We start from the raw sequence: 16,659 nt of genomic DNA, 5'->3' as shown, positions 1-16,659 counted from the left end.
GAGACCTGCGGTTTTCATTTTTTATGGACGCTTCGGTGGTGATGACATGTTACCTTTTGCCGCTTCTCTCGCCTTCACAGCCAGAAGTTCCGATACGGTTACAAAACGATATCCCTGTTCCTGAAGTTTCGGCAGAATCGTTTTAAGCGCAGTAACTGTCTGGGATCTGCCTTCCACCTTATCATGAAACAAAACAATATCCCCATTACGGGCATTCTTCAGCACTTTGTTCACGATAGCTGATACGCCTGGAGAAGACCAATCACGCGTGTCCTGATGCCAGGACCACAGCACAATGGTATATCCTTGTTGTTTCGCGACCTGAATGACCATGTCATTATAATAGCCGCCTGGTGGCCTGAACAATAAGGGACGTTCCGCACCCGCTTCCACAATGGATTTCTCCGCTGTGTTCATTTCACGGCTGTACTTATCCGCCCTGGTCGATCGAACCGCGTACATATGCCCATACGTATGATTGGCAATTTCATGCCCTTCTCGCTGCTCCTGCTTAATCAGTTCAGGAAACTTCTCCGCCCATTTGCCAAGTACAAAAAAAGTGCCTTTGGCTTGATATTGTTGGAGCAAAGCCAGAATCTGCGGGGTCTGGACCGGATCAGGTCCATCATCAAAGGTTAGGGCAATGAGTTTGTCATGTGTGGGGACTTCCCACACAATCTCTCCCCGTTCCTCGTAATACTGTCGATTCTTCTGCACAGGTTTGGCGTAGGCAGAATGGCTTCCAAGCAAAATAATCAGGGTGCACAATCCGATGAATCGGGCTGCCTTCAGGTTCATGTTGATGTCCTCTCTTTATCTTCAAACGTAAACTCCCTGTTAGCATTTCCAGATTCACCAGAACTATTTAACGAAAAATCTGATCCATGACTGCAATTTCCTCAGCGGTCAGCTCAACTTTCAGTGTTTTGAGATTATTGATGACCTGCTCCGGTTTCTTGGCGCCCGGAATGAGCGCATCAATGGAAGGCTGGGTCAGATACCAGGCCAGAACGAGATGTGCGACCTCTGCATCCTTGGACTGTGCGATGCTGCGCAGCTGCTCCACCTTGTCCAGATTCCGAATAAAGGCTTCCCCGGTGAACAGCGGGTTCTTTGCACGTCCATCCTGGAATGTAGTATCACGGTTATACTTGCCGCCGAGCAGACCTGCCGCCAGAGGGAAATAAGGCACAAAAGAAATGTTATGCTCTGCCGTATAGGGCAGCAATTCTTTCTCCGCTTCTCTTTTGAACAAATTGTATTCAGACTGCAGTACATCCACATCTCCATCACGATTCGCCTCACGCAACTGATCTATGGAAAAATTGGATACTCCGATCGCACGGATTTTACCTTCGTCTTTCAAACGTTTCAGTGTACCTACAGCCTCATCCTTCGGAGTACGTTCATCCGGGAAATGAATGTAGAACAGGTCGATGTAATCTGTCTGTAGACGTTTCAATGCCTCATCTACAGATGTTTTGAGGAAAGCAGATGAGTTATCCATCACGACGTTCCCATCTACAAATTTATGCGCAGCTTTCGTTGCAATGATGGTGTTTTGGCGCTGACCTGTTTCTTTCAGCACTTCGCCAATTAATCGTTCTGAATGTTCAGGCCCATAAATGAACGCAGTATCCACAAAGTTCATACCCTGCTTCAAAGCAGTGCGAACGACTTCCTTACCTGTCTCATCGTTCAACATATTCGGATAGATGTTATGTCCTCCTACTGCATTTGCCCCCAACCCAATCGGGTTAACAATCAGGTCGGTTTTGCCCAAGCGAGTACGTTGTTCTGCCATGTCTCATCCATCTCCTTTTATGAGCTTATGATAAATTGAACTTCTTAAGATCAACACTAGAGCCAACTTACACAACTTTCTTGGTAACTTAAATAGTATATCAAAGACTTATGCTTATTTAAAATATCGGATTTATCGGATTAAGTGTTTTTCAGCGCAGTGGCTTCCACATCATTAATAAATCGACGGAGCTTTGCGGCTACATCCCGGTTGATTTCACCATTTTCGTATAGCTGCTGTATGGTATTGCGCTGTTCCTGAATCGCCACCATTTGCAATTCCAGCTTCTCCTGATCAAATGGATCTTCGGTTTTCCCCTGGTTCCAAGTTCGTAATTTGGCAATAACCCGTTCATATTTGGAGATGACCGACAGTGCTACGATCCGGTTACTATCGTTCATATGAGCACGGATCGCCTTGATCGCCGCTTCAGAGGTACGGAGCTTCACTTGACGGAACAGATCGGCATTCTCAATCATAAATGGCTGATCCGGCTTCCGAGAGCGATGCGTAAACACATGTCCAAGCATTCGCCCAATTTCACTAAGTGAAAACATCATCTGGGTGTTGGTACGATTCGCAAGCATCATTTCTTTACGATCCAGCCAGCTGTTGCATCTAAAGGCGGCTTCGGACGCAATGATATTTTCATCCATCATGTTCTCGATTTCCTTGCGTTCAGCTCGTGTACCAATGAGGTTAATGGCTGTTTCCTGTTTCAAAATGTCTTTGCGCTTACCGGCACTTAGTTCACCAGCAGCTTGTCTGATGTATTTCGAGAGATCCGAAACGACCGCAAGTGCAGCTGCTTTGTTCTCATCATTCATCTCCGACTTGACTGCACGAATGGCGGCATTAAGCATAATGTCCTGCGCTTTCCGCTCTGTGGTTAGAGGTGTGCCCTCCTCCACTTTCCCATCATTTTTGGCCAGTATCGGAAGAAACACACTTGCAGCGATCAGGGTGAACAGAATCACGCCAGCTGCCAGGAAAATAATGAGGTCCCGCTCGGGAAAAGGCGACCCGTCCTGGAGGATATAAGGAATGGAGAATGCCCCGGCCAGTGTTACAGCACCTCTCACACCTGACAACGTAATGATCATGATTTCTTTCAACCTGGGCTTTCCAATCGATGATTTCTTGAGGAAATGTTCATTCCCTTGCCAGAACAGATAGATCCAGACAAAACGAAGCACCAGCAATAACACTGAAATTAGGCCCACATAGCCGAGCACTTGCAAGTTATCAAATGAAACATTTTCGAAAATGGTACTAAGCACATCCGGGATCTGTACCCCCAGAATGACAAAGACCAATCCATTCAAAATAAATAAAATGACAGACCAGGTGCTGGCAGACACCACCTGCATCTTCAGTTGTACCGATTCCGTGCGGTCACGCTCTATCGCGTGAATGATACCGCCTGCAACGACAGCCAGGATACCCGAAACACCGATCTCTTCACTTACCAGATAAATGACGAACGGCGTCAAGATTTGCAGCAGCATATGAATGGTGACATCTTCCATACCCAGACGCCGAATCCAGACGCCGAGTCGAATCAGCAGGAACGATAACAAAGCACCAATCAACAACCCGCCAATGGCGATAAGAAGGAAGCTGAATGAAGCCTGTGCCAGGGAAAATACACCCGTAACCGTTGCGGCAATCGCAAATTTGAACGCAACCAGACCGGAGGCATCGTTCATTAATGCTTCGCCTTCCAGCAGCCTATGTATGCTTTTGGGCAAATGAACTCGACCAGCCATGGCACCAACGGCTACAGCGTCTGTTGGAGACAGAATGGCCGCAAGTGCAAAAGCCGCAGGCAGCGGAATGGTTGGAATAAGCCAATGGATTGCGTACCCAGCCACCACTACAGTAACAAACACAAGCCCGAGCGCCAGCAACAGGATTGGTGCCCGAAGATTCCACAACTCGTGTCTTGGCGTTCGTTTGCCATCGTTGTATAGCAATGGCGCGATAAAGAGGACAAAAAACAATTCCGGATTCAGTGGCAAATGAACACCAGCAGGCAGCAGTGCAATTGCCACACCAAGTACAATTTGAATCAGCGGAACGGGGATAAATGGCACGAACCGGTTCAAAATATTCGATAAACCGATCAGTACCAACAAAACAAGTACGGCAATAAACAGTTCCATGATGACAATCCCTTCCGCTTTATGTAGTGGTAGATGCAATGTGTGTACCCTTATTTTAACATAAACCGAGGTTGGTTATAAAAATGTTGTCATATCAAATTCTCAATGAAGATATAAGGAATATCAGCTATCGTTGAAGATTTCTGATTGATTCTTTCTGTATATAAGATGTTACAATATGCTCAGGACAATACTCGTTTGGAAAGGAACTTGGTGTCTATGGCATTTGGAATTAAACGGCAGGAGTTAGCCGAGTGGAAAGATCGTGTATCTCGCGGTGAGCTTGCCTATCTCACTCATTTCTGGATTGACAACCGTTTTCCCGGCATTACCAGTGTGACCAAAGTAGGCTGTGCTGATCTGAGACGGCTTGAAGACTGGTGCAGGGAACATGAGTTGAACCCACGTTACATTCATCGGCGTCAGCCTTTTCCTCATTTTGATCTGCTTGGCGAGAAACAGAAGGAAATTTTGATACAGGAAGGTCTGACCGAGCATATTCAGCGATTCCATCTTTGATTAAAAAAGCGCCAACCTTCAAGGTTCATGTCCCTCAGTGGGAATGAAATCTTAAAGGCTGGCGCCTCTCCAATATGACATCATTTAACGATGTGTTTGCTCCAATGCTTTCATTTTCTCCAGCAGTTTCAACTCAATCTTTTTGAGCATGCCAAACATCTGAAGCTGTTCTTCCTCCGTAAGCGCCTGCAAAAGCTCCCACGTCATCCGACCGCGATTGTTAATCAATGTTTTTGCAAGCTTCTCCCCATCTTCCGTTAAGGACAGCCATACAATTCTTCGATCCTCTTCACTGCGCACCCGCTGGATCAGACCTTCGCTCTCCAGTTGATTTAGCACAATTGTGGTTGCTCCTGAAGATAAACTGAGTTGTCTTGCCACATCAACAGCCATACAGCGTTCTTCACGTAAAATCATGCCCAATATATGACTTTTCGTCGGATTCAGTTTGCAGTTTGTTTCATTCTTCTGCTGCTGATCCAATACTTTATTTTTATATCTAAAGAAGGCCTCCAACAATTGATCGACATTTGCCAATTGAGAGTTTCGCTCCGTATCCGGGCTCATAAACGTTCCTCCTGCCTTTGGTCATAACCTACCTTATATTGTAACATATTTGCACTATTTTGTTTGTGAAAAATGCGCTTGTTACCCAAAACCCTTTACTTGTCTGTAAACCTCATGCTTATTTTAGGGTTTCATGTGACAAGCTAGCTAATAGCATGAACAGATAACCACTCAGGGAGGGATCAAGCAGTGAACATCTATATTGTTTTCGATAGTGAGGGCGGACATACCCGCGCACTTGCCGAGTCGATTGCGGCAGGCGCTGCCAGTGTACACGGCGCAACCATTCATCTGCATTCCACAGAAGAAGCCGACATTTACAAGCTGGTGGAGATGGACGCCATCATCTGGGGTTGTCCGGGTCATTTTGGATCCATCAGCTCCGGTTTGAAAAAGTGGATCGACAAGCTGGGCTACCTTTGGGCGGAAGGCAAGCTGGTAGACAAAGTTGGTGCAGTATTCTGCACCATCGCCACAGAGCATGGGGGACTGGAATCAACTCTGATTCATTTGCTGACACCCATGCTTCATCAGGGCATGATTATCACTGGATTGCCCGGTAACTTTGCAGATAATGCCTTATATGGCTCCTATTATGGTGTTGGTGTGACTTGTCCCGTTGATAGTGATGATCTGCTGAGTGAGCAGGGTACTGCCTTGGGTAAAGCTCTGGGAGAGCGAGTGGCGCGTATAACCAACCGACTGATCACATAGAATTCAAACGATTCTTTTTGACAAAACCACACTTTATATCAAGCCTGCGCTCATTCTGCAAAAGAAGAGGGGTACGCAGGCTTGAACTTTCTCCAAATGGGGAATTTAAAACCATCTATTGCAATATGTTAATTCGTTTGTTTATAATAACGTATATCATTAAAGTTACTTTTAGTTACTTAATGATTTTTATTAATTTGTTATTATAAAGTAATACGATTTCGAATCCATTATATTGCAAGGGAATTTTACACATGAATCAGAACACACACTTGAAAACTGACGTTTGTATTGTGGGAGCCGGGCCAGGTGGAGCGCTGCTTTCATTTCTGCTGAACCGGCAGGGAATATCGACCATTCTGATCGAGCGCCAGCCGCATCTGCTCAAGTCATTTCGCGGGGAAGTACTTAATCAGGATGGCGAGGATTTATTGAAGAAGCACGGATTATATTCTTTGGTTGCGAAGCGAGGTGTTCTGCCTCTGGAGCAGATTCAGTACTGGGAGAATGGTCAGATTATCCACACGATTACCCCAGATGAGCAGCAATCGCATGTAGGCATTCATGTACCGCAGGATCATCTGCTGGAAGTCATAGTGTCACAATCGCGGACACTGGAGAACGAACATATTCTTTTCAATACCGTGATGACTGGACTGTTGCACAATAAAGCAAACAAGACGGTTGGCATCAACATTCGGCAGGAAGGAAGGCCTGCTTCCATTGAAGCAGCTGTTATTGTTGGTGCAGATGGCAGATATTCAGCTGTACGCAGACAAGCGGGTCTAACCCCCGATATCCGTAAACATGGATACGACCTGTTATGGGCTCGAATTCCTGCTCCGGCAGGCTGGGAACCCGCTGTTCGAATGGCCAGCATGGATGGTCAGCAGCTGGCGTTATTCTCCCAATTCGGAGGATATGTGCAGATCGGATGGAACATACCGCAAGGGGCATTCACCAAGTTGCGCGAACAGCCTTTCGCTCCGTTTGTGCAAAAACTTGTGGCAGCCTTCCCCTGTCTCGCTGATTCGGTTGCCGAACATATCCGGACCTGGAGTGATTTTGTTTTGTTATCCGTAGAGAGCAGTTTCGCCGAATCGTGGGCGCAGGACAATGTAGTACTGATCGGCGATGCTGCACATACGATGACTCCGACGGGCGCATTTGGATTAAACGCAGCACTGGAAGATGCTGATGTGCTCTCCGAATTGCTTATTGCCATGTCAGTTGATCAATTCAAGTCCACAGAACAATTGCAGAAGCTGCAAGCCGTCCGTGGAGAAAAAGTAAAACAACAGCTGGCCCGTCAACTCGAAATGGAGTCTTCATTTCAGCAGCGGTACGAATCTTTTCAATAACGGAGCTTGTATTCACGTACAGCGTTTACCAACAAACAGCCGATGACTCCCTATTGGGAACAATCGGCTGTTTTCTTTTTATTGACGGATAACAAATACGAAACAGAATCAGCTTTCACTGCCATTCATGGCGCTTACCCGTAGCTCTGTCATAGGTAAAGACTGCTTGTCGGGATGACGCAGCTGTACCGTACGGCTCTCCCCAGGGAGCAGATCGAAATAATTATCACTGAAACGAACGCGTCCATAGGGCAGTTCGAGCTTCACCAACCTGGCAATTGCTCCAATGGCGGTGACCGATACGGACTGCTCTTCTTCGTTCACGTGCACACTGAGCTGGGATTGAGGCAGCTTAACATCCTTCGGATCACGTAAGAAATATCGATTGAGTGGTGCTGTGAAACCTTCAGCTACCAATTCAACCATCACTTCTTCTGCTGATCTGCCTCCCAATACTTCCACTTCGCTCAGCTCTGCAATACGAGCGGAGGATTGTGCACCTGTCTCCACATGATGCAAACTGCAATACACTTTCTCCCCATTCAAATCATAGACATTGAGATGAAGCTCACCGTTCAGATTCTCCCGTGTATCATTCACAACCCATAGTCTAAGCGGTTCACCCGGTTCATGTTCCAACGACAACAGAATGGGATGAAAGAATATTTTCCCGTAATAAAAAGACGCTTTCGGCAGCAGCTCATAGTCAATCATGGACCAACTTGTGCCAGGCCAGCTGTCATTGAGCTGCCACACGAGTGCTCCACTATTGCGATGATTGATCCGCCGGAAATGCTCAATGCCATATCGTAATCCTTCCGCCTGTGTCAGCATGGAAAAATTCATATACTCTTCAACATTTTGCGGAATACCCGTATATCCTTCCATCAGGAGAATGCCTTTCTGATGATTGGTATCCTTATTCCGATAGGCCATTTCGGGGCTTCCCCAATAGAACTGTCCTGCGGGCATATTTTTCTCCAACGTGTAACGGTTGGCCGAGGCATGCATGCCGAATTCGCTGCTAAACAGGGCATTGTCCTTTTTGTAATTTTTGAATGTCACTCCTTGAATACTGTAATCCAGCAGTGGCGGCTCGCCGTGTTTTCGCGGATAGACCGAACCATGCCATACCTGCCAATTATGCCGGTCACCTACATCCGGGTCGTTGGCATCCTTGCCGTTGCTGTCTCCGAACGGTGAAGACGGCCAGTATGGACGCGACGAATCCAGACGCTCCAACACTTCCGGGATCAGATCATGGTAGATCAATTCCCCATAGAATGGGCTGGTGATATCTCCACTGGCAGACTTCATGTCATAGAGCCAGTCAATTTCGTTATTGCCACACCAGAGTGCAAGCGAAGCACGGTTGCGCAGGCGCAGGACATTATTTTCAACTTCATCCCGTACATTGTTCATAAAGTCACGATTGAAGTCCGGGAATAAGGCGTTGGCAAAAGCAAAGTCCTGCCATACCAGTACGCCTTGCCGATCACATTCATCGTAGAAGACATCCTTCTCATATATGCCTCCTGCCCAGACACGCAGCATATTCATATGTCCTTCCACGGCCAACTCGACAAGTTCACGATACCGGGAGGCAGGGATTGCACCAATCAAATGGTCGGCCGGAATCCAGTTAGCTCCTTTGGCATATACACGAATTCCGTTCAGGATAAACGTAAAGGCATCCTCACCCTGTTCATTATGAAGGGCCAGCTCAATGGTGCGTACCCCAAAGGACTCATTGTAGCGGTCTACTTCCACCCCATCCGCATATAGCGTAACTTCCAGCCTGTACAAGTAAGGTTCACCCAGGTCATGCGTCCACCATAATTGCGGTGAATCCAATTCCAGTGTTGTATCTGCGAGACCATCTTTCACAACAATATCGGCAGTCCGTGCTACTTCCTGTCCAGCCGCATCCAGTAACCGTATATCACATGACATTGCTACAGCTTTTTCACGTTTCTGTCTGCTGCGGAAAGACAATACGGACTTCACGTCAGCAGTGACATGGACAACCGCCTGCTGTTTGCTGGCTGATTCAGTACGGGCAAATACGTTTTCCAGTTTCGCGATCGTTCGTCTCTCCAGCCGCACCCCGCCCCAGATTCCTACGGTAACCATCCGCGGACCCCAGTCCCAGCCAAAATTCATCGCTGCTTTGCGCAACCATGGCCGTTCCTTCGTATACGAAGACCAATCGAACGTCTCCTTGTCCTGGTGATGCAGATAAAGGGGATCCAACTTCACAGCAATAACATTCCAGCCATGACGAACGAGTGTCGTGACATCAAAAATGTGGGACATGAGCATATTGGCCGTTTTCCCAACTTCATGCCCGTTTACATAAACGGTGGCGAACGTATCCAGCCCGTCGAAGACCAACTCGAAGGACTCCTCCGTCTCCCCAACCTTCACCAGATTGAAACTGGTGCGATACCACCATTCCTTCTGTTCGATCCAACGGCTCTTGGCATCGTTATGCCCGTAGTAGGGCGGATCAATAATGCTGCGTTCCACCAACGCGGAGTGCACATCCCCTGGCACCTCTGCTCCGATCCAGAATCGATCGTCCAGCGCAGCCGCTGCAACATCCATGGCCCGCTTCTCTCCTACCTCGAAATGTTGAATCTTCCACTGTCCTGATAATTCCTGATTTGAACTATTCATCTTCATCCTTTGCCTCGCTCCCCAGATCCTTTAGTTAACGAAAACGTTTGCATAACTACATGACTTCATTCGTATTTTGTCCACGTTTAACTTCAGGAAGGCTTGTACGACAATGCCTCCTCACGGTATTCACTCGGAGTCTTGCCTGTGTGTTTTTTGAACAGTCTGCTAAAATACTTAACGTCCTCATAACCGCTGATGGCAGCGACTTCACTTACTTTCGCTGGAGATACCACTAACATGTCCATCGCCCGCCGAATTCGCATCTCTGTTACAAAATCACCAAAAGTGACACCTGTTTCTTTCTTAAACAGCTCACTGAGATGTCCCGGATGCAGATGAACCTGACCTGCGACATGTTGCAGGCTAATATCCTGTGCCAAGCCGGATTCCATATAAGCAATCGCCTTCTGTACATGCGTAGTCCGCCCCTGCCCCATTTGACTATGGTATGCATACATCAGACCATATAAATGATGAAATAGCAGGTCCCGAAGCTCACCAACCACTGCATCCGGGTCTGGCATCCACGGTTCGAACCGTTCCAGATCTTCTCTACCGATGGCACGCATCGTACGAATCAGCCAGCGCTGTCCAGCATTGACCACGGAATGCAAACAGGCATCGAAGGACTCTGGTGTAACTTCCGGGTCCAGCATCAGCTCGGCTATCAGTTCTTGTATCCATGTGGTGAGCATAATCGAGTCGTTATCCAGTAATATGGTCCCCAAGGTGGTTTCTTCCTCGTGATGAAGAACCGTTTTGCCGCCCTTACGGTGCATGACGTCTTCATATTTCCATATCTTGTCTTCGAGCAGCCCATGGTAACGGTACGCCATTGAAGCTGTCCGGTAGCTCTCATGCAGATGATCGATCTCCCGGCAGGGTAGGCCTACTGCTGCACGCAGTGTACATTTCAACAGCTGCTCAATCCGGTTTAATGCAATGCCCAGCGTAAATTGGAATTCCTGCTTGTTCAGCGGTAACTGTACTACACAGATGATCCGGTTCTTCTGCATGTGAGCAATTGCACCTGGCAGAACATCTTCCAGCATATTTTGCACGGCAAAGTTGAGTAATGCAGCCGATGAACGACTCCAGCCTGCCGCTTTCAAGATCAGAACTTGCCTCTGTATCTGCTCTTTGCCAGAATAACAATCCGATTGTACATTCATCCCCTGTTGGAGAAATACAGGACATGGGCCGGATTCAACGTCTCCATTAATGATCCATTCAGTGAACAGACGCTGTCTGTTCTCACGAAGCAGCTGTCCTTCTCTTGATTTTTCAGCCCATCGTTCGGTAATCCGTTGTTTGGCCTGAAGCACTGTCTTGATAATTTCCTCCGGCTTGCTCGTCTTGAGCAGGTAATCCGTCACACCTTGCCGAATTGCCTGCTGAGCGTAAGAGAAGTCATCGTATCCCGATAAAATAATAACCTCTAGTTCCGGCAGTAACTTCAGCCCTTCCTCTGCCAGTTCAAGCCCCGTCCTGCCCGTCATCCGAATATCCGTCATTAGAATATGCGGCCTCTCATCAGCCATGCGTGTTAACGCCTCTTCTGCCGATGCTGCTGGCGGGAGAATCTCAATCCCCAGTTCATGCCAGGTGATTACACTGGCGAGCCCTGTGCGGATAATCACTTCATCGTCAACAATCAGTAATCTCATGGCGATTCCTCCAGGATTGGAATGGAAAATGAAATCCGGGTTCCACCACCGACCCGGCTGTCCACTTCAAGCTGTGCCTCAGCTCCATAATGAAGCAGTAGTCTCTCGTTCACATTGCGGAGTCCGTAACCACCTTGGGAAACTTGCTGTATTGGCTCCTTTTCCGTCCAAAGGCGGTTTGAATGATGCTGCTCTTGCTCATCTGATGGCACAAGACTACGTCTAATCTGATCCAGCCTGTCCGGCTCCATGCCCGCACCGTCATCCAGGACCAGCACATTCAGCCGTTCCTCGTCCTGGCGGATCATAATCGTAATCGTTCCCATGCCTTCTTTCGGCTGAATGCCATGAATCATCGCATTCTCTACAAGCGGCTGGAGCAGCAATTTCAGCATCATCCGCTGTTCAAGTGCCGGATCAACAATATAATGCACAGCGAACTTGTCGGGAAAACGGATGGATTGCACGCGGACATAGTGACGAATATGAGCAATCTCTTGTCCTACTGGGCAGTATTCCTTACCCTGATTCAAACTGATACGCAGGAAATCACTCAAGCCCTCGACCATATCTGCAATTTTTTTCTCTTCCGACATCAAGGCAATCCAGTGGATGGACGAAAGGGTGTTATACAGGAAATGAGGATTGATCTGCGCCTGTAGGGCTCTAAGATCAGCTTCCTTCTTGCGAGCCTCCCCGCGTATAACCTCTTCCTTCAGGCTTTCGATATGTGCGCCGAGCAGATTATAACTCTCTCCTAGCCGTCCAATCTCATCATCACTTTCGGCCCGGAACAAAGGCAGCGGCCGATCCGGATCGATCCGGGACAGATGTCGGGTCAGTACCCGGAGCGGTCTTGTCACACGGCGTACGGTAAACCAGACAAGCCCGGCACTGATCGCAGCAGACATGGTAACAGCAACCGCAGTGAGAATAAGGATATAGCCATTTTCCGACTTGTATTGGTCATAAGGTACTGTTCCGGTTAACGTCCACCCTGTCAGCTGTTCCGGGTAATAGAGCAAAGTACGTTTATCCTCTCCGCTGCCATATGTGGTCGTTCCGCTACCCCCTTGCTGAATCAGCGTCTGTACACCCGGTTCAATCTGATCCAGTGACTTTCCAAGACGGGATTTGTCCATGGAAGACAAAATCTCTCCAGTTGGTCCAATCAGCTCAAGCCGCCCTTCTCCTCTGCCCAGCCCCAGCGCGGCCCAGTCTTTGGAGATCGCCTTTTCATCCAGGCTGATCGCCAGCCATCCAATCGGCCGATAGTCATGGATACTGCGAATGGGCCGAACCAATGTGATTACATTTTGGATACCCGCATAATTCTGAACCGGATAGACACCTGTCCACGCTTTGACCGCATCTCCATGTGGAGCAGGAGGATAAGCTACATTGGATGATTCATACCATGTAGCCGTAGTCAGTGTTGCATCGAAACGGTCCGGATAGATTGCAATGTTGGCAATATATTTTTTGGAGGCAGCCAGATTGGTCATCCTGCCCAGGATATCGACACGGTCCAGCTCATGGTCCTCATTACGGCTCAGATACTGCTGGATATCCCGTTCCCCGATCAGGAAAATCGACAGGTTCTCTGCGTCCTGAAGCATGTAACGAAGATTCGCTTCTACTTGCTTTAGCGTATCCATGCCAGACAACTTGGTTTTTTGTTCTGTGATGCGGGAAGAGATCAGGAAGGCGAACAGACCCAGCACCAGCAGCGGCACAATCATGGAAGCCGTCACAACAACCGAGAGCTTCCTCTGCAATGAAGATGTGAGCCAGCGTCCCAAACCTTTTCCCTCCTCTGGATGCGCGTTCGTTTAACCTTTGACAGCTCCCGCTGTCATGCCTTTCATGACCTGCTCCTGGAATACAAGGTACAGAATAATGGTCGGAATCACCGACAGCGTCATGGCGGCAAGCGTCAATCCGTAATCCGTCTGATAACCGTCAGCAAAGTTCGCAATAGCCAGCGGTAACGTTTTCAATCCGGTTTTGTTAATAAACACGAGTGCAAATGAAAAGTCATTCCACGCATGCAGGAAACTCAGAATCGTGACCGTTGACAAGGCAGGAACTGACATCGGAAGCATGATGCGGGTGAACAATCCCCAAAGACCTGTTCCATCGATAAATGCAGCCTCTTCAATGTCACGCGGTACACTTGTCAAATAGGCAGTAAGCACAAAAATTGCGGTTGGCAATGCAAACGCCGTATACGGCAGGATCAGCGCCCAATACGTATTTAGCAGGGACATCTGTTTCATCAGAATGAACAATGGAACGAGCGTACTATGAATGGGAATCAGCATGCCCACAACAAAAAAGGTCATGATCAGCCCTTTCCAGCGAAATTGGAAGCGTGCCAATATAAATGAAGAAAGTGCTGCGATAAACAGCGTCAAAATAAGTGAACCAACGGACACAATCAGTGAATTGCCAAATGCCGTGCCCAACCTGGAACTTTCCCAGGCATTGCTGAAGTTCTCGAAGTTCCATTTCTCCGGGAGACCAAAGGGCCTGCTGTAGAAATCTTCATTCGTCTTGAACGCACTGATCACAAGCCAGTAAAACGGATACAATGTTAAAATACCATAGACCGTCAGCAGCGTCCAAACAATTCCGCTGCGCAAGCGGTGAGCCGAATAACCTGTCGTACGTCCAGGCGATGGCATTGATACCGGTGTCACATTCATTACAGTTCCCCCTCTCCTTTAGTTCTCTTTTCGTTTGCGACTGGTTACCCACTGGCTTGTTCCAATAAGCAGCAGGGAAATCAGCACGATGGTCGTTGAGATGGCACTACCGAAGCCATAACGGTACGTGGTAAAGGTTGAATTATACATATACGTAGCAAGCAGCTCCGTTGCATGAGCCGGTCCACCTTTGGTCATGATGTACACCAGGTCGAAGGACTTCAGACTGCCCGAGATGCACAGAATGATTGCCACCTGCACCGTTCCCCAAATCATGGGCAAAGAAATGGATACCAGCTTGCGAAGTCCCGATGCACCGTCAATCTTGGCGGCATCATGAATCTCGCCTGGAATGTTTTGCAGTGCCGAGATGAAGATAATCAGATACAAGCCGACAAAGCTCCAGAGCAGCGGCGGCACCAGCGAGAAAATCGCGATTTTGTCATCGGACAGCCATTGCAGCTTCCAACTCTCCAGCCCGAGTGCGTCCAGCAGGAAGTTCAGTATCCCGATCTGCGGATGATAGATATATTGCCAGATCATGCCAATGACGACCGTGGACAATACCATCGGCAGAAATACGGCTGAGCGCAGGAAGCGCTGTAATGGATTGCTTTTGTGTAAAATGACCGCGAGCATCAGCGCCAACGGAATTTGTCCAAATACCGACGCGAGAACAAAAATAACGTTATTTTTCAGTGCCCGCCAAAATACGGGATCATGCCATATTTCCACATAGTTATCCAGACCAATATATTTCGATTCTCCGATACCGGACCAGTTGAAGAAGCCATAATACGCTGACCACACAACTGGCACAAATACAAACAACGCATAAATAATGACTGCCGGGGCAAGCCCCAGCATAATAAAACGCCGACTGCGCAGTGCGTTCATTCTGCTCACTTCCCTTCATAAATGCCTTTCCAACCTGTGCACTCCATTCTTGTAAATGAAAACCCCTCCCCTGCCGGGAAGGGGCACGAACAAATCAATCCTCATCGATCATAGTTATTGGTCTACTCACTTTCATGATTCAATCCATGGCCTATCTATCGATTATTCATTACCAACCGCGTTCGCCTGAGCAGCCTGAATTTTAGCCGCAATATCTTCGGCTTTCCCGCCCATGAGCAGCTCCTGCAATCCGTTATTAATGACTTCAACCGTTGCCGATCCCAGCTTGGAATCGTAAACCGGATTAATTTTCACTTCCTGCATCAGATCGTACAATTCAACGAACAATGGATGTGCCTTGGATTTGTCCAGATCGATCTTGTAACTGACCAGCGTACTGCTGTCCAGTGTGGCCTTCTGACCATCAGGTCCTGCCAAGGCGTAGAACAGCTCCATGGCTGCATCCTTTTGGGCGCCTTCCAGCTTTTTGCTCACACCCAGCCCGGTTCCTACAACACCGGATGTTGTTCTCGGCTCACCCTGACCTCCATCCACTGGGGGAAGAATTGTAATGTGCGTGTTTTTCAACACATCTTCAGGTGCGTTATTCACCAGGTTCGCCAGCGCCCACCCACCGTTCATGACCATGGCCGCTTTGCCCTGGAAGTACAGCTGCATCATTTGAGTCTCGTCGATACTGTTGAATCCGTCCTGGAATGCCTTGCTGTTGCCAAGTTCCTGCATTTTGTTCAGTGCTTCAACAAACTGCGGATCGGTGAAGCTCGCGCCATCCTGTGCTGCTGCTTTCAGAAACCAGTCTGTACCCGTAATCCGATCAGCCAGCGTACTGAAGATGGTCGATTGAGCTACCCAATTCGCCTTGTTGCCCAGCGCCATTGGTATGACCTTGTTTTCATTGAACGTAGCAATCGCCTGTTCCAGCTCGGCCCATGTCTCAGGCACTTTCACGTTATACTGTTTGAACAGCGCCTCGTTGTAATAGATGAAGGAACTTGGTGCCAGATTCATCGGCACAGAGTAGATATTCCCGTCCACGGTATATCCGTCCAGCGCGTTAGGTATAAAATTGTCCTTCCACTCCGGCTTTGCGTCCAACTCGGCATTGATCGGCTGCAGCAGATCCCCTTTTACAAATTCCTTGGTCATCGCATCCGGCCACATAACAAACAAATCCGGCATTTCATTAGCCGCCGCCACGGTCCGGAGTCTGGTTTTGAGGCCATCTGTAGGCAGACCTTCATCCACGACTTCGATATCCGGATGTGACGCACGGAAGTCATCAATAATTTTACGCATCGCTACCGCTTTGGCATCCTGCCCGGTCCAATTGTGCCAGAGTGTGACGGTTACTTTATCCTTGCTGCCGCTACCTTCTGAGCTGTCACCGCCGCCGCAACCAGCCAGAACGATGGAAAACAACGCCATAGCCATTATTCCCGAAAGCCATTTTTTCCACATCACTTGAATCCCCCTTGGTGATTTGATTACACTTATTGTAAATGGTAACGCTAACATTCTGTAAGGTGACGATCCACGGATGCAGGGGTGAAAAAT

General features: G+C 48.2%; 13 protein-coding genes. 3 read left to right on the top strand and 10 right to left on the bottom strand.

What is annotated here, in order from left to right:
• Window positions 1-21 precede the first annotated feature (21 nt).
• The 3 genes from JNUCC31_RS26460 to JNUCC31_RS26450 all read right to left on the bottom strand — a co-directional run bounded on the left by JNUCC31_RS26460 (window position 22) and on the right by JNUCC31_RS26450 (window position 3,969).
• A complete protein-coding gene (locus JNUCC31_RS26460) occupies window positions 22-798 on the bottom strand; it encodes a polysaccharide deacetylase family protein (protein WP_192266103.1) in 777 nt (258 codons plus the stop codon).
• A gap of 67 nt (window positions 799-865) precedes the next feature.
• Window positions 866-1,804 carry an aldo/keto reductase gene (locus tag JNUCC31_RS26455; RefSeq protein WP_192266101.1) on the bottom strand — a complete coding sequence of 313 codons (939 nt, stop codon included), beginning with the start codon at window positions 1,802-1,804 and terminating at the stop codon, window positions 866-868.
• A 140-nt stretch (window positions 1,805-1,944) separates the two neighbouring features.
• On the bottom strand, window positions 1,945-3,969 hold the full coding sequence (locus JNUCC31_RS26450) for a Na+/H+ antiporter (protein ID WP_192266099.1): 2,025 nt from the start codon (window positions 3,967-3,969) through the stop codon (window positions 1,945-1,947).
• A 219-nt stretch (window positions 3,970-4,188) separates the two neighbouring features.
• On the opposite strand from JNUCC31_RS26450, the gene JNUCC31_RS26445 reads away from it, so the two are divergent.
• On the top strand, window positions 4,189-4,488 hold the full coding sequence (locus tag JNUCC31_RS26445) for a hypothetical protein (RefSeq protein ID WP_192266097.1): 300 nt from the start codon (window positions 4,189-4,191) through the stop codon (window positions 4,486-4,488).
• Between the two features lie 84 nt (window positions 4,489-4,572).
• Here the strand turns inward: JNUCC31_RS26445 and JNUCC31_RS26440 are convergent, their stop codons facing one another.
• Window positions 4,573-5,055, bottom strand: coding sequence for a MarR family winged helix-turn-helix transcriptional regulator (locus tag JNUCC31_RS26440; protein ID WP_192266095.1), 483 nt, complete (start codon window positions 5,053-5,055; stop codon window positions 4,573-4,575).
• A 189-nt stretch (window positions 5,056-5,244) separates the two neighbouring features.
• Here JNUCC31_RS26440 and JNUCC31_RS26435 point away from each other — a divergent pair, with 189 nt between their 5' ends.
• Both JNUCC31_RS26435 and JNUCC31_RS26430 read left to right on the top strand, forming a co-directional pair.
• The gene (locus JNUCC31_RS26435; protein WP_192266093.1) at window positions 5,245-5,769 is read left to right on the top strand and encodes an NAD(P)H-dependent oxidoreductase; all 525 of its coding nucleotides are present in this window, start codon (window positions 5,245-5,247) and stop codon (window positions 5,767-5,769) included.
• A 254-nt stretch (window positions 5,770-6,023) separates the two neighbouring features.
• Complete coding sequence (locus tag JNUCC31_RS26430; RefSeq protein ID WP_192266091.1) at window positions 6,024-7,130, top strand: FAD-dependent monooxygenase; 1,107 nt, start codon at window positions 6,024-6,026, stop codon at window positions 7,128-7,130.
• A gap of 108 nt (window positions 7,131-7,238) precedes the next feature.
• Here the strand turns inward: JNUCC31_RS26430 and JNUCC31_RS26425 are convergent, their stop codons facing one another.
• From JNUCC31_RS26425 to JNUCC31_RS26400, 6 genes are all read right to left on the bottom strand, one after another.
• A complete protein-coding gene (locus JNUCC31_RS26425; RefSeq protein ID WP_192266088.1) occupies window positions 7,239-9,815 on the bottom strand; it encodes a beta-mannosidase in 2,577 nt (858 codons plus the stop codon).
• Window positions 9,816-9,901: 86 nt separating this feature from the next.
• Entirely contained in the window at window positions 9,902-11,479 is a 1,578-nt protein-coding gene (locus tag JNUCC31_RS26420) for a helix-turn-helix domain-containing protein (RefSeq protein WP_192266085.1), read from the bottom strand.
• A complete protein-coding gene (locus JNUCC31_RS26415) occupies window positions 11,476-13,281 on the bottom strand; it encodes a cache domain-containing sensor histidine kinase (protein WP_192266083.1) in 1,806 nt (601 codons plus the stop codon). The genes JNUCC31_RS26420 and JNUCC31_RS26415 overlap by 4 nt, the downstream gene beginning before the upstream one ends.
• A 30-nt stretch (window positions 13,282-13,311) precedes the next feature.
• Window positions 13,312-14,166 carry a carbohydrate ABC transporter permease gene (locus JNUCC31_RS26410; RefSeq protein WP_062322288.1) on the bottom strand — a complete coding sequence of 285 codons (855 nt, stop codon included), beginning with the start codon at window positions 14,164-14,166 and terminating at the stop codon, window positions 13,312-13,314.
• Between the two features lie 39 nt (window positions 14,167-14,205).
• Complete coding sequence (locus JNUCC31_RS26405) at window positions 14,206-15,084, bottom strand: carbohydrate ABC transporter permease (RefSeq protein ID WP_062322023.1); 879 nt, start codon at window positions 15,082-15,084, stop codon at window positions 14,206-14,208.
• A 162-nt stretch (window positions 15,085-15,246) separates the two neighbouring features.
• Entirely contained in the window at window positions 15,247-16,563 is a 1,317-nt protein-coding gene (locus tag JNUCC31_RS26400) for an extracellular solute-binding protein (RefSeq protein WP_192266078.1), read from the bottom strand.
• Window positions 16,564-16,659 lie beyond the last annotated feature (96 nt).

Origin of the sequence: Paenibacillus sp. JNUCC-31, from assembly GCF_014844075.1 — a bacterium.
In the GTDB taxonomy this organism is placed as follows: Bacteria; Bacillota; Bacilli; order Paenibacillales; family Paenibacillaceae; genus Paenibacillus.
This window is presented reverse-complemented; position numbering and strand designations above follow the sequence as displayed.

Excerpts from the sequence above, each read along its gene's own strand:
- JNUCC31_RS26420 (WP_192266085.1), bottom strand. The coding sequence starts at position 11,479 with ATGAGATTACTGATTGTTGACGATGAAGTGATTATCCGCACAGGGCTC.
- JNUCC31_RS26460 (WP_192266103.1), bottom strand. The coding sequence starts at position 798 with ATGAACCTGAAGGCAGCCCGATTCATCGGATTGTGCACCCTGATTATT.
- JNUCC31_RS26400 (WP_192266078.1), bottom strand. The coding sequence starts at position 16,563 with ATGTGGAAAAAATGGCTTTCGGGAATAATGGCTATGGCGTTGTTTTCC.
- JNUCC31_RS26425 (WP_192266088.1), bottom strand. The coding sequence starts at position 9,815 with ATGAAGATGAATAGTTCAAATCAGGAATTATCAGGACAGTGGAAGATT.
- JNUCC31_RS26410 (WP_062322288.1), bottom strand. The coding sequence starts at position 14,166 with ATGCCATCGCCTGGACGTACGACAGGTTATTCGGCTCACCGCTTGCGC.
- JNUCC31_RS26440 (WP_192266095.1), bottom strand. The coding sequence starts at position 5,055 with ATGAGCCCGGATACGGAGCGAAACTCTCAATTGGCAAATGTCGATCAA.
- JNUCC31_RS26445 (WP_192266097.1), top strand. The coding sequence starts at position 4,189 with ATGGCATTTGGAATTAAACGGCAGGAGTTAGCCGAGTGGAAAGATCGT.
- JNUCC31_RS26430 (WP_192266091.1), top strand. The coding sequence starts at position 6,024 with ATGAATCAGAACACACACTTGAAAACTGACGTTTGTATTGTGGGAGCC.
- JNUCC31_RS26455 (WP_192266101.1), bottom strand. The coding sequence starts at position 1,804 with ATGGCAGAACAACGTACTCGCTTGGGCAAAACCGACCTGATTGTTAAC.
- JNUCC31_RS26405 (WP_062322023.1), bottom strand. The coding sequence starts at position 15,084 with ATGAACGCACTGCGCAGTCGGCGTTTTATTATGCTGGGGCTTGCCCCG.
- JNUCC31_RS26450 (WP_192266099.1), bottom strand. The coding sequence starts at position 3,969 with ATGGAACTGTTTATTGCCGTACTTGTTTTGTTGGTACTGATCGGTTTA.